Raw genomic sequence first — 26,847 nt, forward strand, 5'->3', positions numbered from 1 at the left:
AGGTTGAGAATGCTGTGAATAAATGCCAGAGATAAGAACTGAATTCTCTATTAGGCTTAGCATTACGCAAAATGAGGAGAAATCAAATGAAAAAGCACGCTTTGATTGTGGGCATCAGTGGCGTTATTGGTCGCGGACTGGCAGATAAATTACAGAAGGAAGGCTGGCAGGTCAGCGGTCTGTCACGCGGACGTGGCGCGATACCTGAAGGTGTCACCAGCCTGACGGCCGATCTGACCGATGCGGATGCCGTCCGTGACGCGCTGAAAACAGTGAAACCGGATGCGCTGTTCTTTAGCGTCTGGGCGCGTCAGGAAAATGAAAAAGAGAATATCCGCGTTAACGGCGGCATGGTGCGAAATGTGATTGAAGCACTCGGCGACCGCTTACAGGGTTCGCACGTGGCGCTGGTAACCGGACTGAAGCACTACCTGGGGCCGTTTGAAGCTTACGGCAAAGGCGCTGTGCCAGTCACGCCGTTCCGTGAAGAGCAGGGCCGTCAGCCAGTCGATAACTTCTACTACGCGCAGGAAGATGAAGTGTTCGCTGGTGCAGAGAAGTATGACTACCGCTGGAGTGTGCATCGCCCGCACACCATCATCGGTTATGCCGTGGGCAATGCGATGAATATGGGTCAGACGCTGGCGGTCTACGCAACGCTGTGTAAAGAGAAAGGCTGGCCGTTTATCTTCCCTGGCTCACCCGAGCAGTGGAACGGTGTCGTTGATATGACCGATGCGGGCCTGCTGGCTGAGCAGCTGCACTGGGCGGCGACCTCACCTAATGCCGCTAATCAGGATTTCAATGCGGTAAACGGCGATGTGTTCCGCTGGAACTGGATGTGGCCAAAACTGGCTGACTATTTCGGCATTGAAGCAGCAGAATACCCGGCGCAGATGATGCCGCTGGAAGATCGCATGCAGGAAGCCGCCAGTGCATGGCAGACGATTGCAGATCAGCATCAGTTGCGTGAATCGGATGTCACCAGACTGGCTTCCTGGTGGCATACCGATGCCGACCTGGGACGTCCGATGGAAGCCTTTACTGATATGAGTAAGAGCCGCAAAGCGGGCTTCACCGGTTATCGCAGCACGCTCGACTCCTTTATTCAGCTGTTTGATAAGCTGAAAGCGGAAAAAGTGATCCCGCAATAACCCATCAGGCGCCGCATCAGGCGCCTGTTTTGTTTCTGACTGATAGCTATACTCTGGCACTCAATCAGTAAATGGAGGATTGGATCCTATGGCGACATGTTTCATTATCGGCGCAGCGGGCAAAGTGGGCCAAAAGCTGACTCGTCAACTGAGCAGTAAAGGCCATACAGTGACGGCGCTGCACCGCAAACCGGAGCAGGCAGAGACGCTGCAGGCCGCTGGTGCTAAACCGGTGGCTGGCGATATTCAGCAGCTGAGCGTGACGGCACTGGCAGATCTGATGACCGGTCACGATGTGGCTGTCTTCACGGCGGGTGCGGGCGGTGCCGGGATCGAGCTGACAAATGCCATTGACGGAGAAGGGCTGAAGCTGGCGGTTGCCGCAGCAGAACAGGCGGGGGTATCACGCTTTATGCTGGTTTCCGCTTTCCCGGATGCGGGCCGCGGTAAAACTCCCTCAGAGGGATTTGAGAATTACATGCGGGTGAAGCGTCTGGCGGATGCGGAGCTGGTGGCGAGTAAGCTGGAGTGGGTGATCCTGCGACCGGGTACGCTGACCGATGAAGCCGGTACCGGTCAGGTTCATGCCGATCTGGCGATTCCGTATGGTGAGATCCCGCGCGAAGATGTGGCGGCGACACTGGTCGGCCTGATTGAAAATCCGGCAATTAAGTATCAGATCATCGAACTCACCAAAGGTGATGTGCAGATTGATGTGGCGTTGCAGCGATTGCTGCGGGGCTAAAAAAAGGCTCGTTATCACAGCCAATACGCCTGAATGCGTAACAAATAAAAGCCCCGAAGTCGGGGCTTTTTTCTTTCTTAACGCATATGCTACTTAACGCATTTCGCGCAGTGCGCGCGCTCAATGTGCTGGAAGAAATCGTTACCTTTGTCATCGACCAGAATAAAGGCAGGGAAGTTCTCCACCTCGATTTTCCAGATTGCTTCCATTCCCAGCTCGGGATACTCCACGCATTCCAGACTTTTGATGCTCTGCTGCGCCAGCACCGCTGCCGGACCACCAATGCTGCCGAGATAGAAGCCGCCATGTTTATGACAGGCATCCGTCACCTGCTGGCTGCGATTGCCCTTGGCCAGCATGATCTTACTTCCGCCGTGCGCCTGCAGCAGATCCACGTAGGAATCCATACGACCGGCAGTGGTCGGGCCGAGTGAACCAGAAGCATAACCTTCAGGCGTCTTCGCCGGGCCAGCGTAATAGACCGGATGATCTTTGATGTACTGCGGTAATCCATCGCCGTTATCGATGCGCTCTTTGAGTTTTGCATGTGCAATATCGCGCGCCACGATAATAGTGCCGGTCAGTGACAGGCGGGTTGAAACCGGATAAGCGGACAGTTGCGCCAGAATCTCTTCCATTGGGCGGTTGAGATCAACCTGCAACGCTTCACCTTCGCCCTGCTGACGCAGTGCTTCCGGGATCAGGCGGCCTGGGTTGGCTTCCAGTTTCTCAATCCAGATACCTTCACGGTTAATCTTCGCTTTGATGTTACGGTCAGCCGAGCAGGAGACGCCCATGCCGATCGGGCAGGAGGCGCCGTGACGTGGCAGACGCACCACGCGGATATCATGTGCAAAATATTTGCCGCCAAACTGCGCACCCAGACCGAGCTGCTGCGCCGCTTCCAGCAGTTCCTGCTCCAGCTGAACGTCGCGGAACGCCTGACCGTGCTCGTTGCCTTCAGTGGGCAGCCCGTCGTAATAGTGAGTTGAGGCGAGCTTCACGGTTTTCAGGGTGCTTTCTGCCGAGGTGCCGCCGATGACAAACGCAATATGGTAGGGCGGACAGGCTGCGGTGCCGAGGGTACGCATCTTATCCACCAGGTAATTTTTCAGCTTGCCCGGGCTCAGCAGCGCTTTGGTTTCCTGATAGAGATAGGTTTTATTGGCGGAACCGCCACCTTTAGCGATACAGAGGAACTTGTACTCATCGCCATCCACGCTGTAGAGGTCGATCTGCGCTGGCAGGTTAGTGCCGGTATTCACCTCTTTATACATATCCAGAGCGGCATTCTGCGAATAGCGCAGGTTATCTTCGATATAGGTGTTGTAGATACCCTGTGACAGCGCAGCTTCATCACCGCCGCCGGTCCAGACGCGCTGGCCCTTTTTTGCCCATGATGATCGCGGTGCCGGTATCCTGACAGGTTGGCAGCACGCCTTTGGCGGCAATTTCAGAGTTTCTTAAAAACTGCAGGGCGACATATTTATCATTGTCGCTGGCTTCCGGGTCATCAAGGATGGAGGCGACCTGCTGCTGGTGGGCCGGACGCAGCATAAAAGAGGCGTCGTGGAACGCCTGCTGGCTCAGTAACGTCAGCGCCTGAGGATCGACTTTAAGGATCTCCTGACCCTCAAACTCGGAGACGGAGACATGCTCACGACTCAGCAGATAGTATTCGGTATCTTCGTGGGACAGCGGGAAAGGGTTCTGATAGACAAAAGGCTTGTTCGACATTTTTTCTCACTTAATGACCGGCTGAACCTCCGCGGACAGGCTGCGGGGCGCAACATCATAGGCGAATTAATTGTTTATTATGCTTCCCCACCGCGGGTGCGGTGGGGAAGTGCAGGAATGGTATCTTATAACGCGTTGATCTGCATGTTGTATCCGTCAGAACAACCACACCATCCACGGATAGGCAATCAGCATCATGGAGCCTAAGAAGATGGCACCGAAGATGGTTCCCAGACGCCAGTAGTCTTTGGTAGGCAGATAACCGCTGCCGTAGTAAATCGGGCTTGGGCCGGTGCCGTATGGCGTGATGATGCCCATCACACCCAGAGAGGTACACAACATCAGGCAGAAGACCGGCATATTGATGCCCGGAATGGAGGCTGCAATGGTCAGCATGGCCGGTAACAGCGCGGTGGTGTGTGCGGTGGTACTGGCAAACAGGTAGTGCAGCAGGAAGAAGGCGATTAACAGCACCACGGCCGAAACCTGTGGGTCATAACCCTGCAGCAGCATGCCACCCTCTTTACCTAACCAGGTAATAAAGCCAACGCGGGCCAGACCATCGGCCAGTGCCACCAGGGTGGCGAACCAGGCAAAGGTGTTCCAGGCCGGTTTATTACTGGTGATGTCATTCCAGGTCAGTACGCCGGTCCACAACATCAGAACGACTACCAGCAGCGCCGCCATGGCAGGTTCGATCCACGAGGTGGCGAAAATCCACATCAGCAGTGCACAGACTACAAACACCAGCAGCAGGATTTCATTGCGGGTCAGTCTGCCCAGTTTTTCCAGTTCAGCGATGGCCCATTTCGGCACTTCATCATTGATTTTAACTTCAGGTGGGTAGAACCAGTAAGCCAGCAGCGGCATGGTCAGAATCAGCAGCACACCCAGCGGCAGGAAGGCCAGGAACCACATGCCCCATGAGATATCAAAACCGACGATGCTTTTTACCAGTGCCAGTGCCAGCAGGTTGGGTGCCAGCGCAGAGAGGAACATGGAGCTGGTAATACAGGCCGCGGTAATCGCTACCCACATCAGATAGGAACCGATTTTACGGGCGCTCGGGTCGTTAGGTTTAGAGCCGTAAAGCGGCGGCAGGTTGGCAATAATCGGGTAGATGGTACCGCCACTGCGCGCGGTGTTTGACGGCGTAAAGGGCGCAAGAAGCAGGTCAGCAAAGGTAATGGCATAACCCAGCGTCAGACTGCGGCGACCCAGATACTTCACCAGAATCAGGGCCAGGCGGCGACCAAACTGCGTTTTGTCATAACCTGCGGCGAACATAAAGGCACCGAAGATCAGCCAGACCGTGGAGTTGCCGAACCCACTTACCGCCCATTTGAACGACTCACTGGCGACTTTGAATTTCGGGTTAGCCAGTTCAGCCGGGCTGAAGAGCAGAAACTGGCTGAACAGCGCGATGACTACCACGCCGGTCAGGCCGATCACCGCGCCTGGCAGGGGTTCAAAGATCAATCCGACAATCACGCCGACGAAGATGGCGAAGAAGTGCCAGGCGTAGGGTTCGAGTCCGGCTGGTGTGGGCACCAGCAACAGCAACACGGCAACGAGCACCGGCAGAGCAAGCATGATAGCTTTCTTTTTACCCGGCGCCGCAGGTGCGACTTTTGGGGGTTCAGTTACAGCTGAGAGTGGTTTCATAGTATTTTATCTGCAAGTTAAGAAGAATGCGATTTGCGCCCCGGACCTTCACTGATGACTTTCTTTCTTATTCTTAATAGTGTGAATAAACCGCGATGCACTGATTTTTTAATCGACTGCTTAGCTATTGAGCTGCATTTTTAAATCCATGTAAATATGATGCGATTTTTGCAAATATAGATTTTGATCCAGATCAAAGAAATTAATTCATTATTCCCCATTTTTAACATTTATTTTTTATTTATATTTACGGCATCGACATTTTGACAGTTCTGTGAAGCTGGTCGACAAATCAGCAGCTCACGCAAACTGAATGCCTTGCTTTAACTGCATGATGATAAACGATTTATTTTTTATGTAAACGAATGGTTGATTTTTGGTTACCCATGGTTAACAATTAATATAACTTCACTTTATGCATTCGGCAAATAAAAACTCTAAATCATTTAAAAGTTAAAAAAAGTAAATTTATCGCTTATGAAAGCAAAGAAAAGGGTATATTAGTCTCATGACATCGGACCACTTAATTAAGCGATAATTTGCGTCCGCTAAAAAAATTTCCAGACTTTTAAATCTTGGAGTTTATCGCAATGAAATCTCTCACACCTATCCTTAATCCACTGACCCTGCCTAATGGCGCTGTGTTGAAAAACCGACTGGTAATGGCACCGATGACCACCTGTACCGGCTTTTATGACGGTACGGTCACCAGTGAGCTGGTCGAGTACTATCGCGCACGTGCAGGCAGCATCGGAACCGTGATCGTTGAATGCTGCTTCATTGACAACCGTGGCCCGGCATTTCCGGGTGCCATTGCTATCGACAGCGACAACAAAATCCCTGGTCTGAAACGCATTGCGGACGCGATTAAATCTGAAGGCTCTACGGCCATTTTGCAGATCTATCACGGCGGCCGTATGGTGGAACCGGAGCTGATTGGTGGCAAAACGCCGGTTGCGCCAAGCGCCATCGCGGCACCGCGTGAAGGGGCAACCAAACCCCTGGCGCTGAGCGCCGAAGAAGTCGAAACCATGATCACCAAATTTGGTGATGCGGTGAACCGCGCTATCAAGGCCGGTTTCGATGGCGTCGAAATTCATGGTGCTAACACCTACCTGATTCAGCAGTTCTATTCGCCGAACTCTAACCAGCGCGATGACAAGTGGGGCGGCAGCCGCGATAACCGTGCACGCTTCCCGCTGGAAGTGCTGGAAATCACCCACAAGATGGCTGAGCGCTTCGCCCATAACTCTTTCATCATCGGCTATCGCTTCTCCCCGGAAGAGATCGAAGTGCCCGGCATTCGCTTTGACGACACGCTCTATCTGCTGGAAAAACTGGCGGCGCGCGGACTCGATTACGTCCATTTCTCGGTAGGCCAGCTGCTGCGTCCGTCAATTGTTGATACCCAGGATCCGACGCCGCTGATTGAGAAGTTCGTCGCGATGCGTTCGCCTGTGCTGGCAAAAGTGCCGGTGATTGGCGTTGGTGGCGTCGTCAATAAAGCCGATGCCGAACTGGCGCTGGAGAAAGGCTACGATCTGGTGGCGATTGGTAAAGCCTGCATCGCTTACCCGAACTGGGCTGACCGCATCATTAATAACGAACACCTCGATCTCTACATCGACAGCAACAAACGCGAAGAGCTGCAGATCCCGGAACCGCTGTGGCGCTTCTCCCTGGTCGATGCGATGATCCGCGACATGAGTGAATCGGGCCGTAAATACAAAGCGGGCGTCTATCAGGAAAAAGTCGAAGCCGAAGCGCTGAAACTGAAAATCAACGTCACGCTGGATACTGACCGTATCACCGACATCTCGCTGGTGCCGGATGACACCCTGGATGTGGACTTCACCACTACCTTTGAAAGCCTGCGTAGCCGCATCCTGGTGGCCAACAGCCCGCACGTCGATGCGATTACCGGTGCGACTACCCAGAGTGAGGCGCTGAAAAAAGCGGTTTCACGCGCGCTGACCACCTCCAGCAAAGAGCATGTGATTGAAGAGGGCGGCAACCCTAACGCACCGCAGAATTACGATGTGGTGATTGTGGGCAGCGGCGGCGCCGGTCTTGCGGCGGCGATTCAGGCGCACGATGAAGGTGCGCGCGTGGTCATCATCGAGAAGATGCCGACCATCGGCGGTAACACCATTAAAGCCTCAGTGGGCATGAACGCCGCGGAAACCCGTTTCCAGAAACTCAAAGGCATCGAAGACAGCAAAGAGCTGTTCTACGAAGAGACGCTGAAAGGTGGTCAGTTCAAAAATAATCCGGTGCTGCTGCGTGAGTTTGTAGAGCTGGCTCCGGAGGCGATTGAGTGGCTGGCGAATCACGGCATTGAGCTTAACGACATCACCATCACCGGCGGGATGAGCATCGATCGTACCCACCGTCCGGCGGATCGTTCAGCGGTGGGTGGCTTCCTGATCAGCGGTCTGGTTAAAAACATCAACAGCCGCAACATCGAAGTCCTGCTGGAAACCTCAGTCTCAGAAATCCTCTATGAGAACGGCGCGGTAGCGGGTGTGAGAGTGGTCGATGAGTACAACGACAGCCGTATCCTGAACGCGAAAAGCGTGATTGTGGCGACCGGCGGATTCAGTGCGAACCGTGAACTGGTAGTGAAATATCGCCCTGAACTCGATGGCTTTGTTACCACCAACCACAAAGGCGCCACCGGCAGCGGTATTGCCATGCTGGAAAAAATTGGTGCCGGTACCGTGGATATGGGCGAAATCCAGATTCACCCAACGGTTGAACAGACCACCTCTTATCTGGTCTCCGAATCCATTCGTGGCGGCGGTGCTATCCTGGTCAGTCAGGCGGGTGAGCGCTTCTACAACGAAATGGAAACCCGCGATAAAGTCTCGGCGCAGATTATCGCCTTGCCAGAGAAGAGTGCCTGGATTGTGTTTGACGAGCAGGTGCGGATGAATAACAAAGCGGCTGACGAATATATCGCCAAAGGCTTTGTGGTCAGCGCGCCAACCGTGGCAGAACTGGCGGTGAAACTCAACATGAGTGAGCATCATACGCTGGAAGCCACGCTGGCCCGTTACAACAACTTCGTTATCATGCAGAAAGATGAAGACTTCGGTCGTCAGACCGCGCTGCGTCATCCTCTGAGTGAAGCACCGTTCTACGCGATTCGTGTTGCACCGGGCGTACACCACACCATGGGCGGCGTCACCATCGACACCACCACTGCGGTGCTGGACAGCCAGAAACAGGTGATTAACGGCGCCTGGGCCTGTGGCGAGGTCGTTGGTGGCATCCACGGTGCTAACCGTATCGGCGGTAACGCAGTCGCCGATATCATTATCTTCGGCATTCTGGCCGGTGGTAACGCCGCCGCTTACGCCCGACGTTAAGGGTCGTCTCCGGCATCCGCGCTCTGCGGATGCCGTTCTTTTCTCTTTAAAGCAGAGTCGCCTATGTTAACTGATGCGCGTGTCTATGCTTACTCCGCTGTCTTAATGGGTTCACCCATCCTGCTCAAACTCTTCGACGATAATCAGACCCTGGCCGGACAGGTCTTCCGCCTGATTAAACAGCAGGAGAATCTCTTCACGGTTAACCGCGCGGCGTCTGAGGTGATGGCGATTAATCACGCGGCAGGGCAGCATCCGGTGGTCGTGAGTCAGCCGGTGTTTGACCTGATCGCCTGCGCGCATGCGGTGAGCCTGCTGCCCGACAGCCTGTTTAATCTGGCTATTGGCCCGCTGGTGAAGTGCTGGAAAATCGGCTTTCAGGGCCACCGTGTTCCATCAGAGACAGAACTTCAGGCGCGCATGGCGCTGACGAATCCGCATGACGTTATTCTTGATGACGCAAGCCGCAGTGTCATGCTGGCCCGGCCGGGGATGGAGATCGACCTGGGCGCCATCGCCAAAGGCTATATCGCCGATGTTGTGCAGGCTTTTTTGCGCCAGCAGCAGGTCAGCAGTGCGCTGATTAATCTGGGGGGAAATGTGCAGACGGTGGGTGCGCCGCCAGAAGAGGCGGGCTGGGCAATCGGCCTGAAAAAACCGTTTGGTGAGGCCGATGAGCTGATCGGGGTGATCGGGGTGGATAATCGCTCGGTGGTGACATCCGGTATCTATGAGCGTTATTTCGAGCTGGATGGCGTCTGTTATCACCATATCCTCGACCCGCGTAGCGGTTATCCGCTGGATAACGACCTGCTGAGCGTCACTGTGATCTCTGACCGTTCACTGGATGGCGACATCTACACCACACTGCTTTATGGCCTCGGCGTTGAACAGGGCATTGCCTGCCTGGCGGAGCAACCGGGCATTGAAGCGATATTTGTGACCCGTGACAGGCAGGTGATCTGCTCGTCACAACGTCACTTTTCTTTTCAGTTACTGGACACCGATTACCGGCTGGTTCACTGACAATATTGTTTGAGCAAAGTGTGATACTCCGGCTGCAGGCGATAGCGATAAACCGGACGGCCCGTGACCCCATAATGAATGCTGGTGAACAGAATATTAATCTGCGCCAGCCAGATCAGGTACTTGCGGCAGGAGACGCGAGAGATATTCACCTCGGTTGCCAGTTCGTCGGTGGAGAATTCGGTACCCGGATGGGCGTCGATCCACAGACACAGCGTGCGCAGCGTCTGCGGTGTTAATCCTTTCGGCAGTCGCTTCTGCTCGCTGGCCCCCGGCGGATTGCCATGCAACAGCTGATCAACGTCCGACTGCTGATAGAACTGATGATTATCCATCAGCGATTTTTTCTGTCGCCAGCCAGTCAGTGCCTCTTCAAAGCGGGCAAACTGGAAAGGCTTGATCAGATAATCCACCACACCGTAGTTGAGTGAGGTTTTGATGGTGGCGGCATCTGCTGCTGACGAGATAATAATCACGTCAACCGGACGTCCTGCGCTGCGCAGTTCCGGCAACAGGTCGAGACCGTTCTCCTGCTGCATATAGATATCCAGCAGGATCAGATCAACCTGAGGTTCGGCCTGCGCCAGCCGCTCTTTGGCCTGCTGTAAGGTTGAGGCGGTGCCGCAGCAGGTAAAGCCTGGGATCTGCCCGATATAACAGCGATTCAGCTCGGCTACCATGGCGTCATCATCGACAACTAACACATTGATCATTGGGTAATCATTCCTCTCTCCCACGGAAGTTGTACTAAGAATTGGGTGAATACACCCGGTTCCGACTCGACACTGACACTGCCGCCCAGGCTTTCGGTCTGCTGCTTAACCAGAAACAATCCGACACCGCGATCTTCGCCTTTTGACGAGACGCCACGCTCAAAAATGGCGCTGAGCTGCGTACCGTCGATCCCGGGTCCGTCATCACTCACTTCACAGGCTAACCAGCCATTCTGATAATGCAGCATGAGGTGGATTTCCCCTTCGGTTTCCGGATCCAGCGCCTCAAGCGCATTTTCAATTAAATTGCCCAGCACCGTAATCAGTACCGCGCTCTGCTCCTCGCTGCCGCAGTCGGGCAGAAAACTCGCCTCATCGATAATCAGCTGATGGCCTTCATCGGTCACCCGGTTGATTTTGCTGAGCAGGAAACCCGCAATGATGGGCGATTTGATCTTTTGCAGTAGCGAACCAATCTCCGTCTGATAGGCGTTGGCGGTTTTCAGGATGTACTCTTCCATCTGCGCATAGTTTTTCATATGCAGCAGGCCCAGAATGACATGCAGCTTGTTCATGAACTCATGGGACCGTTCACGTAACGCGTCTACATAGTTTACCATGCCGTCCAGACGCTGCATCAGCTGGCTGATTTCGGTCTTGTCCCTGAAGGTGGTCACCGCGCCGATAATGCGGTCACGACTGCGAACCGGCACGGTATTGCTGATCAGGATGCGATTACCCAGCGTCAGCTCCTGATCGTGCCAGGCTTTGCCCGCATGCAGCGCATCCTGCTGATGGCGGTGCATTACGCTCTCTTCAGCAATCAGATCGCCGCTTAATGGCATCTTGCGGGTGGTCTCATGCAGCAGCTGCTGCGCCGCGTGGTTAATCAGGCTGACGCGTGACTCATCATCTACCGCAATCACACCCTCTTTAATAGAATTGAGGATCGCCTGACGCTGCTCGAACAGGCTGGAGATTTCATGCGGCTCCAGCCCGAGCAATATGCTCTTCAGGCGCCTGACCAGAATAAGAATCCCCAGCAGACCCACCAGGCCGCCAAATAAGACAGTCCAGACAATGTTCCAGCGGCTTTTGGCAATCTGCGCCGCCACATCATTCAGCGCAATGCCGATCGCCACCACACCAATCTGCTGATGATCTGCGTTATAAACCGGGGTAAATACCCGCAGTGCCTCTACCAGCACGCCGTGATTTACCGCCACATTTTCCCGCCCGCTGAGGGCCGGATAGATATCGTTGCCGACAAAATGTTTGCCAATCACCGCCGCGTTCGGGTGTGAAAAGCGAATGCCACGCATATCCGTCACCACCACAAACAGCAGGCCGTTGCGTTTGCGCGCGGCTTCAGCCAGTGGCTGAATCTGGCTGCTGCCGTCCGGTAACAGTAACCCACGCTGCACTTCAGGGCTGTCTGCCAGAGTGCGTGCCACTGCCATCGCCTTATCTTTAAGATGCGACTGAGCAAAGTTATCGATCTGCACAAAATAGAGCAGATGGACAGCGAGCAGCACGGTGACGATAACCGCGGTCATCATCAGGGTGGTCAGGGTACTGAGTTTCATGGGTCGTTTAGTCACGGCATGTCGGTTCTGTGGTTGGCTTGTCATTGGCGTTCAGCACGGGTGGGAGATCGCCCGGAAACATACGCTAACTGACCGCATCAGTACAGTTTTAGCGGTCTGCGCGCGGGCAATCGCCGGAGAACAATATTTGTGTTAGGGGATTGTATAATTCAAAGGACACCCTTAATGTGTGGTTAAAATATGTGAGCAATTCGGTAAGCCTTTTGTAATTAAATTAAGGCTAAATTGCTATTTTTAATTTTATAACTATTTTCACATTAACTCACAAATAACATTATTTTAAACTTTAAGGACTTTTTTTAACCAGTACCGTCTGAGCTGTAGATTAAAATGATGAATTCAAAGAAAGTTATTCCCACTCTTTCCCTCGCGGCCTTGTTAGTTTCTTCAGCACTGCATGCTGAAACTTCACCAGAAAAAACCGACGTCCTGTTAATTGGTGGCGGCATCATGAGCGCCTCAATGGGCACCATGCTGGAAGAGCTGCAGCCTGGCTGGAAACAGATCATGGTTGAGAAGCTGGATGGTGTGGCACTGGAATCCTCTAACGGCTGGAACAACGCCGGTACCGGTCACTCTGCCAATATGGAGCTGAACTATACGCCTGAGCGTAAAGATGGCTCGATCGACGTGACGAAAGCGTTGGAAATCAACGAAGCTTTCATGGTTTCACGCCAGTTCTGGAGTTCGCAGGTCAAAGAGGGCGTGATGCACGATCCGCGCTCTTTCATCAACTCAACGCCACATATGAGCTTCGTCTGGGGCGACAACGTCGACTTCCTGACTAAACGCTATGCGGCGTTACAGAAAACCGCGCTGTTCCAGGGCATGAAGTTCTCTACCGATCACAAGCAGATCGAGCAGTGGGCACCGCTGGTGATGGAAGGTCGTGATCCCCAGCAGAAAGTGGCCGCAACCTGGACGCCAGTTGGCACCGACGTAAACTACGGTGAAATTACCCGTCAGCTAATCGGCAGCCTGAAGAAGAATGACAACTTCCGTCTGGAAACCTCGTCTGAAGTCACCGATTTCAAACGTAACGGTGATAACTCGTGGCACGTCACCATTAAAGATGCCAAAAACGGCAACGAGCGTGCAGTTGACGCGAAATATGTCTTTATTGGTGCTGGCGGCGGCGCGCTGAAATTACTGCAGAAAACCGGCATCCCGGAAGCGGAAAACTATGCAGGCTTCCCGGTGGGTGGTTCATTCCTGGTAACCGAAAACAAGGCGATTGCCGATCGTCACCTGGCGAAAGTCTACGGTCAGGCGTCTACCGGTGCACCACCGATGTCCGTTCCGCATCTGGATACCCGTTATCTGGATGGCAAACGCGTCGTGCTGTTTGGACCGTTTGCGACCTTCTCAACCAAGTTCCTGAAAAATGGTTCACTGTTTGACCTGCTGAGCACCACCACTACCCATAACATCGTGCCAATGACCGATGTAGGTATGGATAACTTCGACCTGGTGAAATACCTGGTTGGCCAGGTGATGCTGACAGAAGAAGATCGCTTCGAAGCGCTGAAAGAGTACTACCCGGACGCGAAGAAAGAGGACTGGAAACTGATTCAGGCCGGTCAGCGCGTACAGATCATCAAGAAAGATGCTGACAAAGGTGGCGTGCTGAAACTGGGTACAGAAATTGTGACCGATCAGCAGAAAACCGTGGCGGCACTGCTGGGTGCTTCTCCTGGTGCATCGACCGCTGCGCCTATCGCGTTAAGCGTGATGCAGAAACTGTTCCCGGAAGAGTTTAAGTCAGCGGAATGGCAGGCCAAAATCCACAAGATGATCCCAGGCTACGGTCAGAAACTGAATGACAATGTGCCGATGCTCCAGCAGGTATGGAATGACACCGCTGCAACTCTGCAGCTGACCACGCCGCCGGTTATCAACATGGATGGCAAAGCAGCCGAGGCGCCAGCAGCACAGCCAGAGCAGGCGGCGCCTTCAGCGAAGCACGACATGGCGCTGTAACAGCGACCTGACGTAAAAAAAGCCCGCACAGGTTATCCTGCGCGGGCTTTTTTTATTGCCGCGTTGTCTGCCCGTTACTCCGGCTGGTTACCGCGCCAGTTGCCCCAGGGATCTTCTGCGGGTGCTTGATCCGCCTCTTCAGACTCTTCTTCGCGGGAGGCCGGTTCCTCTTTTAACGCGGCGAGATAAAGCGCTTCGACTTCAGCCCGCGCCCAGGGCGTGCGCCGCAAAAACTTCAGGCTTGATTTAACACTCGGATCGCTTTTAAAGCAGTTAATGTTGATCCGTTTTCCCAGCTCCGCCCAGCCATACTGCGCGACTAAACTGTTTATCTGCATCTCCAGCGTTACGCCATGCAGAGGATCTTTTGAGGTTTGTGCGTTCATCATCTATCCGCCTGATTCATTCAATGCCGCACATCCTGACAATCGTAAAGCCGTTGTGCAAGGCGTGAAGGTGAAAAAGGGCGTGCCGTGGCGCGTTAAGCGCAGATTTCTGTGTCTGAGTTAACGTGACAGGCAGAAGAGTGCGCAGGCGTGCGGCGATTGTGCTAATCATAAGCGACTGATGATGCTCAAAAAAGGATCCCCTGCCATGTCTGTGCCCGTCGATAATCTGCTCAGCTCCGCCAGCCGTAAACGTGCTCTGATAGCCGGTTCGGTAGGTAATTTCATTGAATGGTATGAGTTTGCCGTCTATGGCTTTCTTGCCACCGTAATAGCGCAGAACTTTTTCCGGCTGGAAGGGGAGTCAGCGCTGACCGGGCTTCTGCTGACCTATGCGTCATTCGCCATCGCCTTTTTCTTCCGTCCACTCGGAGCAATCATTTTCGGCCGGATGGGTGACCGTATCGGGCGCAAACCCACGCTGATATTTGTGTTGATCATGATGACGCTGGCGACGGCGGCTATCGGCCTGGTGCCGACCTATGCCCATCTGGGCATCCTGGCGCCACTGATCGTGACCGGTCTGCGTATTCTGCAGGGGCTGTTCGCGGGGGGTGAGTATGGCGGGGCGGTATCACTGATGACCGAGTTTGCACCGCGCGGTAAGCGGGGCCTTTATGGATCGTGGCAATCTTTTACTGTGGCGCTGGGATTGCTGGCAGGCGCGGGCATCGTGGCGCTGCTCTCGCTGCTGCTGTCGCCTGAGCAGATGCTGAGCTGGGGCTGGCGCATTCCGTTCTTCATTGCTCTGCCGCTGGGTGTCATCGCGCTCTGGCTGCGGGTTCAGATGGAGGAGACCCCGGCGTTTATTCAGCAGCAGGCAAAACCCGTTGCAAAAGTTGACGCCAGCCTTGGCGATACGCTGAAAACGATCCTGCTCGGTATCTGTCGGCTGATGGTCTGGTCGGCGGCCGGTTACACCTGGCTGGTGATTATGCCGACGTACCTGCAGGCATCGCTGCACACCGGTTTTAACCAGGCGTTGCTGATTGCGGTGATATCGAACCTGGGCTTTGCTGCCACCATCATCCCGGCCGGCATGCTGAGTGACAGGATTGGCCGCCGTGCGGTGATGGTGACGGCGGCGGTATTGCTGCTGGTGCTCTCTCTGCCGCTGCTTAACATACTTCAGGCAGAGAGCACCGGGCTGCTGCTGAAAGCGCTGGTGGTGTTTATCGCGGGCGGAGTGGTCGGGTTGCTGGCCGGACCGGGACCTGCGATGCTGTCAGAGATGTTCCCGACGCGGGTGCGTTATACCGGACTGGGTCTGGCCTATTCGCTTTCTAACGCGGTGTTTTCCGGCTGTGCCGGATTGATCATCACCGGGTTGATTAAACAGACCGGTAATCCCGATATCCCCGCCTGGTATGTGATGGCGACTGCGCTGGTCAGTATTGTTGCGTTGATGACCCTGAACAAAGATGATCATCTGCGGCTACTGGATGAGCCACCGTCGCGCTAAGTGTCGGTAAGCGAGCTGAGCGGGAAATACAGGCTGCTGAAGTGGCATGCAGCCTTCTTTGGCAGGTCTGCCGGGAAGGGCAACAAACCAGCCTGCTTATCAGGAATGCAACTGTAATATCACCGGCGTAACGTGCCGCTCTGTTCAGGCCGATGTAACAGGGTTTTATCCCGTAAGCGATTCAGCCGGATCAAAGTTTCTGGTCTTCACGCTTCATCAACACCGTCAACAGGTCTGAAGACAAAGAGGATGCTGGAGAGAAGGATTCAGACAAGGTCATTCACTTTGCGATGATGGCAAACTGAAAACCTGATCGCGGCAATTAACTTTATGAGCATGGTTGTCGGCAATAATGATGACAGCAGCCATAATCATACCGAGAAGAATGATAACTATTTTACGCAGGAGCATAAGCGTTAATTCCTGTGAAATTAAACTATTCTTATCTGTAATATGTTATTCACTGTTATCAGTGACTTAACATAAGTTTTTATTAATTATGGCTGAAATAAAATCTTTATTTATTGATCGCGATACGGTTTTCCAGACTCTGCTGAAATAAAGGCGTCATGCAAATTCAGAAATAAACGAAATCTAAATGAGGGAATAAAATCTGTTAATTTATCTTGTATCTGTTTGACTGAAAAGGGTTGAACCTGTATGGCTTCAGGCTGTGAAGAGGATAAGCTGAATAACGGCCCACAACTGAACACTGCGGGCAGCACGCGGGACCCGGTCGGGACTCATCCGACAACCGGATCCCGCTGGTGGCGGTCACATCACTAACTTTAAACAGATTACAGACTGAGAACGGTGTCGTCAGATTTCTGTTTCTCCGGCTGAGTGATAAAATCTTGTGCCAGATCGGCGACGATGGCTGCAACGGTTCGCACCGATTTGATCATCGAGATGCCAGTGCCTGTCGAAACAACGCCTTTGTCAAGATTGCCCAGTCGCATCGCCTGCCATAAAGAGTGGTAGCCATTCATTGCAGTGAACAGGGTTTCACGGTCAGCGCCCTGCGCATCAAGTTCTGCCAGCCTGGGGCTGAGCGGCGTGGGCAATGTCCGGTAATAAGCGGGCAGGGTGCGGAAAAGTAGCAAATCTTCTGCGCTCGATGAAACAATCAGCTGCTTAACCTTCTCATCCGCCGGGTTCTCCTGCGCGGTTAAAAACAGGCTGCCTATCCAGACGCCTTCTGCACCTAACGCCATGGCTGCACGCACGCCACGCACATCCCCAATGCCGCCTGCCGCCAGCACCGGAATTTTCACACTGTCAGCGATCATAGGCACGATGCTGAACGTTCCGATAATGCGTGATGGCACGGTGCCGCCTTCATCAAATCCGGTGGCGACAATGATATCGGCGCCAAGCTTTTCAGCCTGCTGAGAATTCGCTACGTCAGGCGTCAGCGCACGATAAAGGATTTTGATGCGATGTTGTTTCAGAAAATCGAATATTTCGGCATCAAGCACTTCATTAACTAAAACGACCTCTACCTTCTCTTCAACAAACATTTCAGCGGTGGGCCGCCAGAAACTCATATCCGGCCCATTGATCAGGGTTGCCCCAAAAGGTTTATCGGTCAGCTGTTTGGTTTTTCTGATTTGCTCACGCATGCGCTCCAGCGCCATGAAACGAGAGTCTGGCAATGTATCCTGCCCGGCGTTGGGGCCAATTATGCCTAATCCGCCTGCGTTTGATACTGCGGCAACAAACGTTGCATTGGTCAGAAAGTACATGGGTGCCTGAATAATGGGATAGCGAATATTCAGAATTTCTGTCACACGGTTTTTCATAGTTTTTCCTTATCCGGATACTGTGTAGCCAGACTTATTCGTTAGAAATAAGAATTTTTTTACGGGCCGTTTTATTTTTATTCTCTTAGCCAAAACAGGGAGTTTAATAGTTGAAAATAAGAAGTAAACGGTCAGAATTGGGTACGTGTTTGCCAGATATGGAAAGATAATGGATCTCAACGCGACAAAACTCTTTATTGCAGTCGTTCAGGCAGGCAGCTTTTCAGCGGCAAGTGAGAGAACGGCTATCCCCATCTCTACGCTGGTGCGGAAAGTGAACGAGCTGGAGCGGGCACTGGGTGTGCAGTTACTGGAGCGATCAAAGAAAGGGGTCAGGCCGACCTACAAAGGACAACAGTTCTTTGAGCAATCGCGACCTGGCCTGGAATTGCTGGAAGAGGCCACCAAAACGGTCAGGTCTGCGCACAAACTGGCGGGCAAACTGCGAATATCGGTGCCGCCTGACTTCACTATCTGGTGGGAGTTACTGCATGCGTTTCAGCAACGCTATCCTGATATCAAAGTGTTTTGCCACTCAGGGGAAAGAGTGGTGGATCTGTTTGAAGATGGCATTGACGTGGCACTCAGGCTGGGCGAGTTGCATACCGAGGATGTAATTGCGAAACCGGTTATGAATGTCGAGGCATGGTTTGTTGCCACGCCTGAACTGGCTGAACGCTTTGGACATCCGCAGACGCTGGCGGCGCTGGCGACGTATCCGATAGCCAGCTGGGAAGGGCTTAACAGTGGTTCCTTTGAGTGGGTATCCGGAGACGAGAAGGTAAAGTTTGAGCCGTTTTTTTCCTCCAACAATACGCAGGGCCTGCGCCACTATGCACTGAGCGGTGCCGGGGTATCGCTGTTGTTTGATTTTTTAGTTAAACCTGATGTGGAGAGCGGGAAGCTGGTGCGACTGCTGCCTGATTATCCGACTCACTCGATGCCCTTACATCTGGTCTATGTCCGGCACAAACATCCTTCAGCCATCACACTCGCGTATCTGGAGTTTTGTGCTGAATGGGTGAGTCAATACAAGATCGGCTAGGGGCTACACAAAAGGGGCAGAGGCAAAGATGTCCGGCAAACCAGCGCACAGGCGCTGTGGCCTCACCGATGAATGAAAGGGATAAACACAGAAAAAGAAAAGGCGCCCTGAGGCGCCTCTGATAGTGACCTTAACGCCACTATTTCCAGTATTTACACCAGCTGCTGTGCCGTGGTTTCCACCAATGTCAGCAACACTTTGATATCCTCCAGCGTCACTGTCGGATTCAGCAGGGTCATCTTCAGGCAGGTCACGCCATCGAACTCGGTCACGCCAACGTTGGCGCGGCCCGATTCCAGCAGGGCATCACCGATACGCTGATTCAGCAGCGCGATATCTGCACTGCTGAAGTGCGCCAGATGCGCCGGACGATAGCGGAACAGCACGCTGGCCAGTTGCGGTTTCATCACCAGCTCCAGCGCAGGCTGCTCATCAACGTACTGTGCAACCTGCTGCGCCAGTGTCACACCGTGATCGATGATTTCGGCATACTGTTTCTGACCCAGCGCTTCCAGGCCCATCCACAGTTTCAGTGCATCGAAACGGCGGGTGGTCTGAAGCGATTTGGATACCAGATTCGGCACACCCTGCGCTTCATCAAACTCAGAGTTCAGATAGGCCGCCTGGTAGCGCATCAGCTCATAGTGGCGTGCTTCCTTCAGCAGGAAAGCACCACAGCTGATGGTCTGGAAGAACTGCTTATGGAAATCCAGGGTAATGGAATCTACCAGCTCAATGCCATCCAGATAGTCACGATACTTTTCAGAGAGCAGCAGCGCGCCGCCCCAGGCCGCATCAACGTGCACCCAGATGTTCTCTTCGGCCGCCAGCGCCGCGATTTCGCGCAGGGGATCGATCGCACCGGCATCGGTAGTACCCGCCGTGGCAACAATCGCCAGAATGTTTTCACCGTTGGCTTTGGAGGCTGCCAGCTTGTGGCGCAGGTCATCCATATCCATGCGGGCAAAGCGATCGCATTTCACCTGCGTCACGGATTGATAGCCCAGACCCAGCAGCGCCATGTTCTTCTGAACCGAGAAGTGCGCATTCTCTGAACAGAAGACTTTAATCTTCTTCAGATCGCCGGTTAAACCATCCTGCTGAACAGAATGACCCTGGCGGGCAAACCAGGCGTCACGCGCCAGCATCAGACCCATCAGGTTGCTCTGGGTGCCGCCGCTGGTGAAGACACCCGCGTCGCCGGGCTGATAACCGACCTGGGTACGCAGCCACTCAATCAGCTTCATCTCAATCAGGGTGGCTGAAGGTGCCTGGTCCCACGAATCCATACTCTGGTTGGTAGCGTTAATCAGCACTTCCGCCGCCTGGCTGATAACCAGGCTCGGGCAGTGCAGATGCGCCACACACTGCGGGTGATGAACCGACAGGCTGTCTTTGAGGAAGTACTCAATGGCGCGTTCAATAGCTGCCTGGTTGCCCAGGCCCTGAGGATTGAAGTCCAGCTTAATGCGCTCGCGCAGCTCTGCGACGGTTTTTCCCTGATACATCTCAGGTTGTTCCAGCCACTTCACGACGGCCGCGCTACTCTGGGCAATCGCCTGCTGGTAGGCCTCGGTACTTTGTGCTGAGGCCGCCAGAATCGGGTTTAACCGGGACATTGCATTCACTCCACTCAAACTGGTTTCACGCCAGCTGACAGCAGGGCGTTTTCAAATTTATCCATAAACACGTCCAGTTCTGCATCTGTGATCAGCAGGGAAGGCAGCAGACGTAATACGCTGCCGTGACGTCCGCCACGCTCCAGAATCAGGCCGTTCTCAAAACATTTTTTCTGTACCAGCGCGGAGAGCTCGCCGTCTGCCGGGAAGCTGCCCATGTGATCAGCGGCTTCGTCAGGTTTCACCAGCTCAATGCCGATCATCAGTCCCAGACCACGCACGTTGCCGATTACCGGGTAGCGCTGCTGCAGCTCGCCCAGTTTGCCTTTCAGCCATTCGCCCTGTGCAGCAACTTTGTCAGCGATGTTGTTATCTTTCAGCAGTTTCAGCGTAGTCAGGCCGGTCGCCATTGCGAGCTGGTTGCCACGGAAGGTGCCGGTGTGGTGGCCAGGAGACCAGGCGTCGAACTCTTTCTTAATGCCCAGTACCGCCAGTGGCAGACCGCCGCCGACCGCTTTTGACATCACGATGATGTCCGGCTCAATACCGGCGTGCTCAAAGGCGAAGAATTTACCGGTACGGGCAATGCCCGCCTGCACTTCGTCGATGATCAGCAGAATGCCATGCTCTTTGGTCACTTTACGGATGCGCTGCAGCCACTCAGCCGGAGCCGGGTTAACACCGCCTTCGCCCTGAACTGCTTCCAGAATGACGGCTGCCGGTTTACGAACGCCGCTCTCAACGTCGTTGATCAGGTTTTCGAAGTAGTAGGTCAGCGCTTTCACGCCCGCTTCACCGCCAATGCCCAGCGGGCAGCGGTAGAGGTGCGGATAAGGCATGAACTGCACTTCCGGCATCAAGCCGTCGACGGCTTCTTTCGGTGACAGGTTGCCGGTGACCGACAGCGCGCCGTGGGTCATGCCGTGATACGCACCAGAGAAGCTGATGATGCCGGAACGACCGGTGTGTTTTTTCGCCAGTTTCAGCGCCGCTTCAACGGCATCCGCGCCCGACGGGCCGGTAAACTGCAGGCAGTACTCTTTGCCCTGACCCGGTAATAACGAGAGCAGATACTCAGAGAACGCATCTTTTAACGGCGTGGTTAAATCAAGAGTATGTAACGGCAAGCCGCTGGTAATGACATTTTGAATGCTCTGCAGAACGTCTGGATGGTTATGACCCAATGCCAGCGTTCCGGCACCTGCAAGACAGTCGAGATACTGATTATTCTCGACGTCTGTGATCCAGACACCCTGTGCTTTCGCAATCGCGAACGGCAATTTGCGAGGATAACTTCGAACGTTTGATTCAAATTCAGCCTGACGGGCTAAATAGGTTTCATTGGTTGCGTTTAAGTTCTGTGCATTCAAACTATCAATACGGACTTTATCCGTCATCATATCTCTCCTACAACCGGGACGGGCGTAGCGTCGCAGTTGAATAAATGTATTTAAATGGGGGTATGTGTTTTAAGCGCGGCCAATATAGGTGTTTTTAAGGTCCGACTCAATGTTTAATTTTATCGGCAGATAACAGATTCTTTGCTATAGGAATCAATCATTTGGTGAGTTTGTGAACGTATACATTATTGCCGCTTCGCTAGTCCGTGGTTAATAAGTGGCGTAAAAACACCAGCTTACCCGGCGCGGAGCGTGCTAAGTCAATGATAATAATCTGTGTAAATAGCTGTTTCCGGGGCAAAACGCTATCAAAAAAGGAGCTTTTTCAGAGGGAAAAAGCATAAGTCAGTTTGACTGAAGAAGCCGCATTTATAGCGGGTTAAAAGTGCAGACCAATTAAAATAATAAACCTTTTATTAACATTTAATTAAAATCTCGCGTTGTTAAAGCCTTTATAACGCGTCAGATCCACGTTATGACAGGAGATGATCAATAAACTGCGTTAAGTCAGCCATCCCTTCGCTTGCCTTTTTCTCCGACGGATTGATGGTCAGCAAATCGGCATAGCCGTTAAGCATCGCACTGATTTGCCGGGCGGTGCGCGGTATATCGGCACAACGCAGCGTTCCATCTGTGACGCCGTCACGAATTATCTCCTCCACCAGCGCCTGCCACGCTGCCGTCATTTGTTCTGCCAGCGCGGCATAGGCTTCGTGATGCGCAGCCATCTGCCAGAATGAAGCATAAAGTTGCCAGGTTGCATCCGGTGCGCTCGGCAGATGACTTTCGAACAGCGTCAGCAACCTCTGGCGGGGTGTGAGTAGAGTCAGGGAGTCAGCAAAATTTTCTAAATCCACGTGCATAAAGCGTTCAAGCGCTGCCAGGCAGAGCGTCTGCCAGTTGCTGAAATAGTGATAAATATGACTGCGTGAAATGCCCACCGACTCAGTGAGTTCCCGAGTGGTCACTTTTTCGATCCCTTTCTCGATAAATAACACTATCGCGGCATCCAGGATTTTGGTTCTCAGTGCTTCAGCTGACTCTTTCATCTCTCTCTCAATGAGTGTCACGTTGACTTTGAGCAACTGCTCAAATAGACTGCTTTTCGTTCTTGAGCAACCGCTCAAGACTCATGATATCAGAAACAGAAACTATGCATTCCTCAAAAACGATCCTGCCGGTAGCAAAACCCCGCAGCGCTATTCTGACATTAAAAATGCTCGGCCGTCGCCATAGCCGCAAGCTGTTCCTCACGCTGCTGCTGGTGGTGACGGAAAATGTCATGTATCTCCTCTATCCGCTGCTGGCGGGCTTCGCTATTAATGCGATTCTCTCCGGCAGGACCTGGCATGCGGTGCTCTATGCGGTGATGGTGTTTACCATGTGGGCCATCGGAGCGGCACGACGCAGCGTCGATACCCGCACCTTTGCCCGTATTTACGCCGGGCTGGCCGTGCCGGTGATTGTGGCACAGCGTAGCGAAAACCAGAGCGCATCCACCATTGCCGCGCGGGTGGCCTTGTCACGCGAGTTTGTCGACTTTTTTGAGAAACATCTGCCGGTGCTGATTACCTCGCTGGCCTCTATGACCGGCGCCGCGGTGATGCTGCTGGCTATCGAGTTCTGGACCGGCGCGGGCTGTCTGGCGATCCTGTTGTTCTTCGCCTGTTTCCTGCCGGGATTTACCCGCAAAAACGATATGCTGTTTGGTCGTCTGAATAACCGGCTGGAGAAAGAGGTGAGCTTTGTCAGCAACGCTAACGCTGCGTCACTGGACCGTCATTATGGCGTGCTGGCCAGCCTGCGGATCCGTCTCTCCGATCGGGAAGCCTGGGGTTATCTGGCCATCGGTAGCGTGGCAGCGCTGCTATTTGCTGTCACCATTGCGGTAATGTCGAACCGTGGCGGGACCAATGCGGGTCACATCTATTCGGTGATGACCTATATGTGGATGTTTGCCATGAGCCTGGATGATGGCCCACAGCTGCTGGAAAAATATTCCCAGTTGAAAGACATAGGTCGCCGGGTAAATACCGGCACGCACTGATTTGGCCGATTCATGCGCTGCCTTCTTTTGGGCGTTGTCTCAGTTGAGGGCTCAAGCAGCCGCCGGAGGGACCGGCGGCAACGGAGGTGAAGAATAACGAGCCGACTCGGGACCGAAAGCGATCACGGCTCAGGGGGAGGGGCTAATAATCCAGCTCACCTGGCGCAAATGCTCTGAATGCGTTATCAGATGGCGTATAGCCCAGCACTTCTCGCGTCTGTGTCAGATCAAAGCGCTTAAAGCGGTTATCGGAAATGCCGTAGCCAATAAAGAAGGTGATCTTCTCTGCCTCGACAGCGCCAGTCACCAATCTGACGGCATCTTCCGGACTCAGCCATGCGCTGTAATCCCTCGCATTATGCAGGCTGTTATCCAGTGCAGGTTCAAACGCCCCGATTCTTAATGCCACACAGCTCAACCCGTGCTGGCTGGCATAGAAGGCGCAAAGTGCTTCACCATAACATTTGGTGACCCCATACAGATTCGCAGGAGAGACGGCCATGCCGGGATGTATCTGGACATCCGCCGGGTAGCCCTCAATGGTCTGCGCACTGCTGGCAAAGACCAGACGACGACAGCGGTGCTCAGCTGCTGCCTTGAGTATCCAGGTCGTAGAGAGAATATTGGCGGGCAGCAGATCGTCGAAACTGGCCTGCGCATCCGGGATACCGGCGAGGTGGATGACGGTATCGACAGGCTCTTCAGCCAGTAATTTCTCCGCTTCACCAGGTTGTGACAGATCCGCCACAATAAAACGATGGGGTGCGGGTATCGCGTAATCCGGCTCACGTAAATCGGTCAGGATAAAACGGTAGTTGTTCTGGCTGGCCGCAAAGAAAGTGCGCCCGATTCGCCCGCTGGCACCGGTAAGAAGGATAACTCTGGTCGTCATCTGCTGATTCCTGTTATGCAAAAGAAGCGCTGAGAGGTCAGTTAAACAGAGATTCACGACTCAGGCCTGCGTAGCTTTCCGGATTGTGATCTTAAACAGGTCGCTATGCGCCAGAGTTGCACGGATAAAGACCCATGTTACCGCAGCCTTCACTGTGCGCCAGATCACATAAATGGGTTGCTAAGCGCAGCCTGACTTTTTATAGTCTGCCCGCTTCAACCGGACGGGAACACGCTCTGCTTTCTCTCTCCGCCTCACTTCAGTTTTTTCAGTTCTGGCCATTGGGAATCAATTTTGTTAAGAAAAAATCATAAAACCGACGATGCCGGTTTTGTCCGCTGGGCATTACTGGCCCTCGCGCTGGGCGGCTTTGGCATCGGTACCGGTGAGTTCATCATGATGGGCCTGCTGCCAGATGTTTCACGCTCCCTTGCGATTACCGAGCCGCAGGCGGGCAACGCCATTGCCAGTTACGCGATGGGCGTGGTGGTCGGTGCGCCGTTTATTGCGGTGCTGGCGGCGCGAATGGCACGTAAATCGCTGCTGCTGATCCTGATGGCGCTGTTCAGTATCGGTAATGTTGCCAGCGCGATGGCCGACAGCTATCACGGCCTGCTCGTGGCGCGTTTTCTGACCGGGCTGCCTCATGGCGCCTACTTTGGTGTGGCGTCGCTGGTGGCCGCTTCGCTGGTGCCGATTGAACGTCGTGGCCGCGCGCTGGCGTCACTGATGCTGGGACTGACGGTAGCGACCCTGATTGGTGTACCGCTGGGCTCCTGGATAGGGCAGTTATTTAGCTGGCACGTGGTGTTCACCTTTGTGGGCGCAATCGGACTGCTGACCTGCCTGCTGATTGGCCGCTATGTTCCTTACACGCCTGGCGATGTGGATGCGCATCCGCTGCGGGAACTGGGCGCGCTGAAAAACGCGCAGGTGCTGCTGACCCTGCTGGTGGGGGCGGTAGGATTTGGCGGGATGTTCGCTATCTTCAGTTATATCGCGCCGACGCTGATTAACATTGCTGGCATCTCCCCCCTCGCTGATCCCCTGGGCGATGGTGGCGTTTGGGCTGGGAATGATCATCGGTAATCTGGTGGGTGGCCGTCTGGCTGATGGCCCGGTGCTGAATATTATTGGCTGGACGCTGTTATGGAACGTGCTGGTGATGCTGGCCTTCCCGGTGCTGGTTCAGCATGTGGCAACTGGCCTGCTGGCTACGTTCCTGATCGGCACCTGCTCAGTGTTGCTGCCGTCATTGCAGATTCGCCTGATGGATGTCGCCAATGAGTCGCAAACCCTGGCGGCTGCGATGAATCACTCGGCGTTGAACATTGCCAATGCGATGGGCGCGTATCTTGGGGGCCTGACGGTGTCGCTGGGCTATGGCTGGATCTCAACAGCGTGGGTGGGTGTTGCGCTGGGCGTGGCCGGTCTTATGGTCTTTGTGCTCACGGCGCGTCATGCTGCCCGTCAGCAGACTCAACTGGCCTGATATGAGTAAAGCAGGGCGCAGCGATACTGTTTATCGCTGCGCTTTATTGCTACATGGCCGCCGTATTATTTTTCAGCAATGATTAACCGCATTATTATTTACTCTCTGACCGTTCAGCGAAAATTATCATTCTGTCAGCCCTGATATTTCAAAATGCTCGGAAAATCAACAAGGGCGCTCCGGACGTCTGGATGTTAAAAGTAAATTAAAATAATGTTTGCTAATGTCGGTGAGGCGTGGCTTAATAGCGTCATCGGTTTGGAACACAGACCTTATCAAAGCAGTTTTAGTAAAGCAGTCCTCAGTGCAAGCGATATCACAAGATACCCTTATTCATGAGTCTCCTCCTAAAAGCCTGGTAAGTTACCTTCTGAAAGACAGGCCATCTTCGCCACTTTGTGGCTCATAAATTAAGGAATTATCGATGTCTAATAAAATGACTGGTTTAGTAAAATGGTTTGACGCTGGTAAAGGTTTCGGTTTTATCTCTCCTCAGGATGGCAGCAAAGATGTATTCGTACATTTCTCTGCAATTCAGAGCAACGATTATAAAACTCTGGACGAAGGTCAGCAGGTCGAATTCACTATTGAAAACGGCGCTAAAGGTCCTTCAGCGGCAAACGTTGTCCCTATGTAAGCCTTAA

21 protein-coding genes and 1 pseudogene are annotated in these 26,847 nt (G+C 53.6%); 11 read left to right on the forward strand and 11 right to left on the reverse strand.

Going from position 1 to position 26,847, the window contains the following annotated elements:
* The first annotated feature begins 86 nt into the window (after positions 1-86).
* The gene (locus JNO11_RS23575) at positions 87-1,154 is read left to right on the forward strand and encodes an SDR family oxidoreductase (protein WP_325178026.1); all 1,068 of its coding nucleotides are present in this window, start codon (positions 87-89) and stop codon (positions 1,152-1,154) included.
* Positions 1,155-1,242: 88 nt separating this feature from the next.
* Positions 1,243-1,899 carry an SDR family oxidoreductase gene (locus JNO11_RS23580; RefSeq protein ID WP_325178027.1) on the forward strand — a complete coding sequence of 219 codons (657 nt, stop codon included), beginning with the start codon at positions 1,243-1,245 and terminating at the stop codon, positions 1,897-1,899.
* Between the two features lie 89 nt (positions 1,900-1,988).
* On the opposite strand, the pseudogene fumA reads toward JNO11_RS23580, so the two are convergent.
* Both fumA and JNO11_RS23590 read right to left on the reverse strand, forming a co-directional pair.
* Positions 1,989-3,636 (reverse strand): annotated as a pseudogene (fumA, locus tag JNO11_RS23585) (class I fumarate hydratase FumA).
* Between the two features lie 156 nt (positions 3,637-3,792).
* Positions 3,793-5,301 carry an anion permease gene (locus JNO11_RS23590; RefSeq protein ID WP_010247273.1) on the reverse strand — a complete coding sequence of 503 codons (1,509 nt, stop codon included), beginning with the start codon at positions 5,299-5,301 and terminating at the stop codon, positions 3,793-3,795.
* 590 nt (positions 5,302-5,891) lie between these two features.
* On the opposite strand from JNO11_RS23590, the gene JNO11_RS23595 reads away from it, so the two are divergent.
* On the forward strand, positions 5,892-8,672 hold the full coding sequence (locus JNO11_RS23595) for a flavocytochrome c (RefSeq protein ID WP_031592419.1): 2,781 nt from the start codon (positions 5,892-5,894) through the stop codon (positions 8,670-8,672).
* A gap of 63 nt (positions 8,673-8,735) precedes the next feature.
* The gene (locus JNO11_RS23600) at positions 8,736-9,698 is read left to right on the forward strand and encodes an FAD:protein FMN transferase (RefSeq protein ID WP_124890556.1); all 963 of its coding nucleotides are present in this window, start codon (positions 8,736-8,738) and stop codon (positions 9,696-9,698) included.
* Here the strand turns inward: JNO11_RS23600 and dcuR are convergent.
* Together dcuR and JNO11_RS23610 are read right to left on the reverse strand one after the other, a co-directional pair.
* The gene (gene dcuR / locus JNO11_RS23605; RefSeq protein ID WP_009093030.1) at positions 9,692-10,411 is read right to left on the reverse strand and encodes a two-component system response regulator DcuR; all 720 of its coding nucleotides are present in this window, start codon (positions 10,409-10,411) and stop codon (positions 9,692-9,694) included. The genes JNO11_RS23600 and dcuR overlap by 7 nt on opposite strands.
* A complete protein-coding gene (locus JNO11_RS23610; protein ID WP_033768480.1) occupies positions 10,408-11,997 on the reverse strand; it encodes a sensor histidine kinase in 1,590 nt (529 codons plus the stop codon). The genes dcuR and JNO11_RS23610 overlap by 4 nt, the downstream gene beginning before the upstream one ends.
* Before the next feature lie 351 nt (positions 11,998-12,348).
* On the opposite strand from JNO11_RS23610, the gene mqo reads away from it, so the two are divergent.
* Positions 12,349-13,998, forward strand: a complete 1,650-nt coding sequence (gene mqo, locus JNO11_RS23615; protein ID WP_033760335.1) for a malate dehydrogenase (quinone) — start codon at positions 12,349-12,351, stop codon at positions 13,996-13,998.
* A 74-nt stretch (positions 13,999-14,072) separates the two neighbouring features.
* On the opposite strand, the gene JNO11_RS23620 is transcribed toward mqo, so the two are convergent.
* Positions 14,073-14,384 (reverse strand): VF530 family protein, encoded by a 312-nt coding sequence (locus tag JNO11_RS23620; protein ID WP_325178067.1) that lies wholly within the window; start codon positions 14,382-14,384, stop codon positions 14,073-14,075.
* A gap of 208 nt (positions 14,385-14,592) precedes the next feature.
* Here JNO11_RS23620 and JNO11_RS23625 point away from each other — a divergent pair, with 208 nt between their 5' ends.
* Positions 14,593-15,906: an MFS transporter gene (locus tag JNO11_RS23625; protein ID WP_187484490.1), complete on the forward strand. Its 1,314-nt coding sequence runs from the start codon at positions 14,593-14,595 to the stop codon at positions 15,904-15,906.
* Positions 15,907-16,182: 276 nt separating this feature from the next.
* On the opposite strand, the gene JNO11_RS23630 is transcribed toward JNO11_RS23625, so the two are convergent.
* Both JNO11_RS23630 and JNO11_RS23635 read right to left on the reverse strand, forming a co-directional pair.
* Complete coding sequence (locus JNO11_RS23630) at positions 16,183-16,317, reverse strand: hypothetical protein (protein ID WP_254920067.1); 135 nt, start codon at positions 16,315-16,317, stop codon at positions 16,183-16,185.
* 386 nt (positions 16,318-16,703) lie between these two features.
* Positions 16,704-17,708, reverse strand: a complete 1,005-nt coding sequence (locus JNO11_RS23635; RefSeq protein ID WP_033773901.1) for a nitronate monooxygenase — start codon at positions 17,706-17,708, stop codon at positions 16,704-16,706.
* 169 nt (positions 17,709-17,877) lie between these two features.
* Here JNO11_RS23635 and JNO11_RS23640 point away from each other — a divergent pair, with 169 nt between their 5' ends.
* Positions 17,878-18,753, forward strand: a complete 876-nt coding sequence (locus JNO11_RS23640; RefSeq protein ID WP_060679114.1) for a LysR family transcriptional regulator — start codon at positions 17,878-17,880, stop codon at positions 18,751-18,753.
* Positions 18,754-18,905: 152 nt separating this feature from the next.
* Here JNO11_RS23640 and JNO11_RS23645 read toward each other — a convergent pair whose 3' ends face one another.
* The 3 genes from JNO11_RS23645 to JNO11_RS23655 form a co-directional block, all read right to left on the reverse strand.
* Entirely contained in the window at positions 18,906-20,372 is a 1,467-nt protein-coding gene (locus JNO11_RS23645) for an aspartate aminotransferase family protein (protein WP_039389056.1), read from the reverse strand.
* A 14-nt stretch (positions 20,373-20,386) separates the two neighbouring features.
* Positions 20,387-21,772 (reverse strand): diaminobutyrate--2-oxoglutarate transaminase, encoded by a 1,386-nt coding sequence (locus tag JNO11_RS23650; RefSeq protein ID WP_022624771.1) that lies wholly within the window; start codon positions 21,770-21,772, stop codon positions 20,387-20,389.
* 473 nt (positions 21,773-22,245) lie between these two features.
* On the reverse strand, positions 22,246-22,821 hold the full coding sequence (locus JNO11_RS23655) for a TetR/AcrR family transcriptional regulator (RefSeq protein ID WP_010670320.1): 576 nt from the start codon (positions 22,819-22,821) through the stop codon (positions 22,246-22,248).
* 104 nt (positions 22,822-22,925) lie between these two features.
* On the opposite strand from JNO11_RS23655, the gene JNO11_RS23660 reads away from it, so the two are divergent.
* Positions 22,926-23,819, forward strand: coding sequence for an ABC transporter six-transmembrane domain-containing protein (locus tag JNO11_RS23660; protein ID WP_325178028.1), 894 nt, complete (start codon positions 22,926-22,928; stop codon positions 23,817-23,819).
* Positions 23,820-23,961: 142 nt separating this feature from the next.
* Here JNO11_RS23660 and JNO11_RS23665 read toward each other — a convergent pair whose 3' ends face one another.
* Entirely contained in the window at positions 23,962-24,711 is a 750-nt protein-coding gene (locus tag JNO11_RS23665) for an NAD(P)-dependent oxidoreductase (RefSeq protein ID WP_325178029.1), read from the reverse strand.
* Between the two features lie 294 nt (positions 24,712-25,005).
* Between JNO11_RS23665 and JNO11_RS23670 the strand changes: the two genes are divergently transcribed.
* From JNO11_RS23670 to cspA, 3 genes are all read left to right on the forward strand, one after another.
* Positions 25,006-25,800 carry an MFS transporter gene (locus tag JNO11_RS23670; RefSeq protein WP_325178030.1) on the forward strand — a complete coding sequence of 265 codons (795 nt, stop codon included), beginning with the start codon at positions 25,006-25,008 and terminating at the stop codon, positions 25,798-25,800.
* The gene (locus JNO11_RS23675) at positions 25,730-26,203 is read left to right on the forward strand and encodes an MFS transporter (protein ID WP_325178031.1); all 474 of its coding nucleotides are present in this window, start codon (positions 25,730-25,732) and stop codon (positions 26,201-26,203) included. Before JNO11_RS23670 ends, JNO11_RS23675 begins: the two co-directional genes overlap by 71 nt.
* Before the next feature lie 424 nt (positions 26,204-26,627).
* Positions 26,628-26,840, forward strand: a complete 213-nt coding sequence (gene cspA, locus JNO11_RS23680; protein WP_003855207.1) for an RNA chaperone/antiterminator CspA — start codon at positions 26,628-26,630, stop codon at positions 26,838-26,840.
* Positions 26,841-26,847: the final 7 nt, after the last annotated feature.

It is taken from the genome of Pantoea sp. 1B4 (assembly GCF_016925765.1).
In the GTDB taxonomy this organism is placed as follows: domain Bacteria; phylum Pseudomonadota; class Gammaproteobacteria; order Enterobacterales; family Enterobacteriaceae; genus Pantoea; species Pantoea agglomerans.

What these genes read in the sequence shown, in the direction of transcription:
- JNO11_RS23575 (WP_325178026.1), top strand. Translation starts at nt 87, where the DNA reads ATGAAAAAGCACGCTTTGATTGTGGGCATCAGTGGCGTTATTGGTCGC.
- JNO11_RS23580 (WP_325178027.1), top strand. Translation starts at nt 1,243, where the DNA reads ATGGCGACATGTTTCATTATCGGCGCAGCGGGCAAAGTGGGCCAAAAG.
- JNO11_RS23590 (WP_010247273.1), bottom strand. Translation starts at nt 5,301, where the DNA reads ATGAAACCACTCTCAGCTGTAACTGAACCCCCAAAAGTCGCACCTGCG.
- JNO11_RS23595 (WP_031592419.1), top strand. Translation starts at nt 5,892, where the DNA reads ATGAAATCTCTCACACCTATCCTTAATCCACTGACCCTGCCTAATGGC.
- JNO11_RS23600 (WP_124890556.1), top strand. Translation starts at nt 8,736, where the DNA reads ATGTTAACTGATGCGCGTGTCTATGCTTACTCCGCTGTCTTAATGGGT.
- dcuR (WP_009093030.1), bottom strand. Translation starts at nt 10,411, where the DNA reads ATGATCAATGTGTTAGTTGTCGATGATGACGCCATGGTAGCCGAGCTG.
- JNO11_RS23610 (WP_033768480.1), bottom strand. Translation starts at nt 11,997, where the DNA reads ATGAAACTCAGTACCCTGACCACCCTGATGATGACCGCGGTTATCGTC.
- mqo (WP_033760335.1), top strand. Translation starts at nt 12,349, where the DNA reads ATGATGAATTCAAAGAAAGTTATTCCCACTCTTTCCCTCGCGGCCTTG.
- JNO11_RS23620 (WP_325178067.1), bottom strand. Translation starts at nt 14,384, where the DNA reads ATGAACGCACAAACCTCAAAAGATCCTCTGCATGGCGTAACGCTGGAG.
- JNO11_RS23625 (WP_187484490.1), top strand. Translation starts at nt 14,593, where the DNA reads ATGTCTGTGCCCGTCGATAATCTGCTCAGCTCCGCCAGCCGTAAACGT.
- JNO11_RS23630 (WP_254920067.1), bottom strand. Translation starts at nt 16,317, where the DNA reads ATGCTCCTGCGTAAAATAGTTATCATTCTTCTCGGTATGATTATGGCT.
- JNO11_RS23635 (WP_033773901.1), bottom strand. Translation starts at nt 17,708, where the DNA reads ATGAAAAACCGTGTGACAGAAATTCTGAATATTCGCTATCCCATTATT.
- JNO11_RS23640 (WP_060679114.1), top strand. Translation starts at nt 17,878, where the DNA reads ATGGATCTCAACGCGACAAAACTCTTTATTGCAGTCGTTCAGGCAGGC.
- JNO11_RS23645 (WP_039389056.1), bottom strand. Translation starts at nt 20,372, where the DNA reads ATGTCCCGGTTAAACCCGATTCTGGCGGCCTCAGCACAAAGTACCGAG.
- JNO11_RS23650 (WP_022624771.1), bottom strand. Translation starts at nt 21,772, where the DNA reads ATGATGACGGATAAAGTCCGTATTGATAGTTTGAATGCACAGAACTTA.
- JNO11_RS23655 (WP_010670320.1), bottom strand. Translation starts at nt 22,821, where the DNA reads ATGAAAGAGTCAGCTGAAGCACTGAGAACCAAAATCCTGGATGCCGCG.
- JNO11_RS23660 (WP_325178028.1), top strand. Translation starts at nt 22,926, where the DNA reads ATGCATTCCTCAAAAACGATCCTGCCGGTAGCAAAACCCCGCAGCGCT.
- JNO11_RS23665 (WP_325178029.1), bottom strand. Translation starts at nt 24,711, where the DNA reads ATGACGACCAGAGTTATCCTTCTTACCGGTGCCAGCGGGCGAATCGGG.
- cspA (WP_003855207.1), top strand. Translation starts at nt 26,628, where the DNA reads ATGTCTAATAAAATGACTGGTTTAGTAAAATGGTTTGACGCTGGTAAA.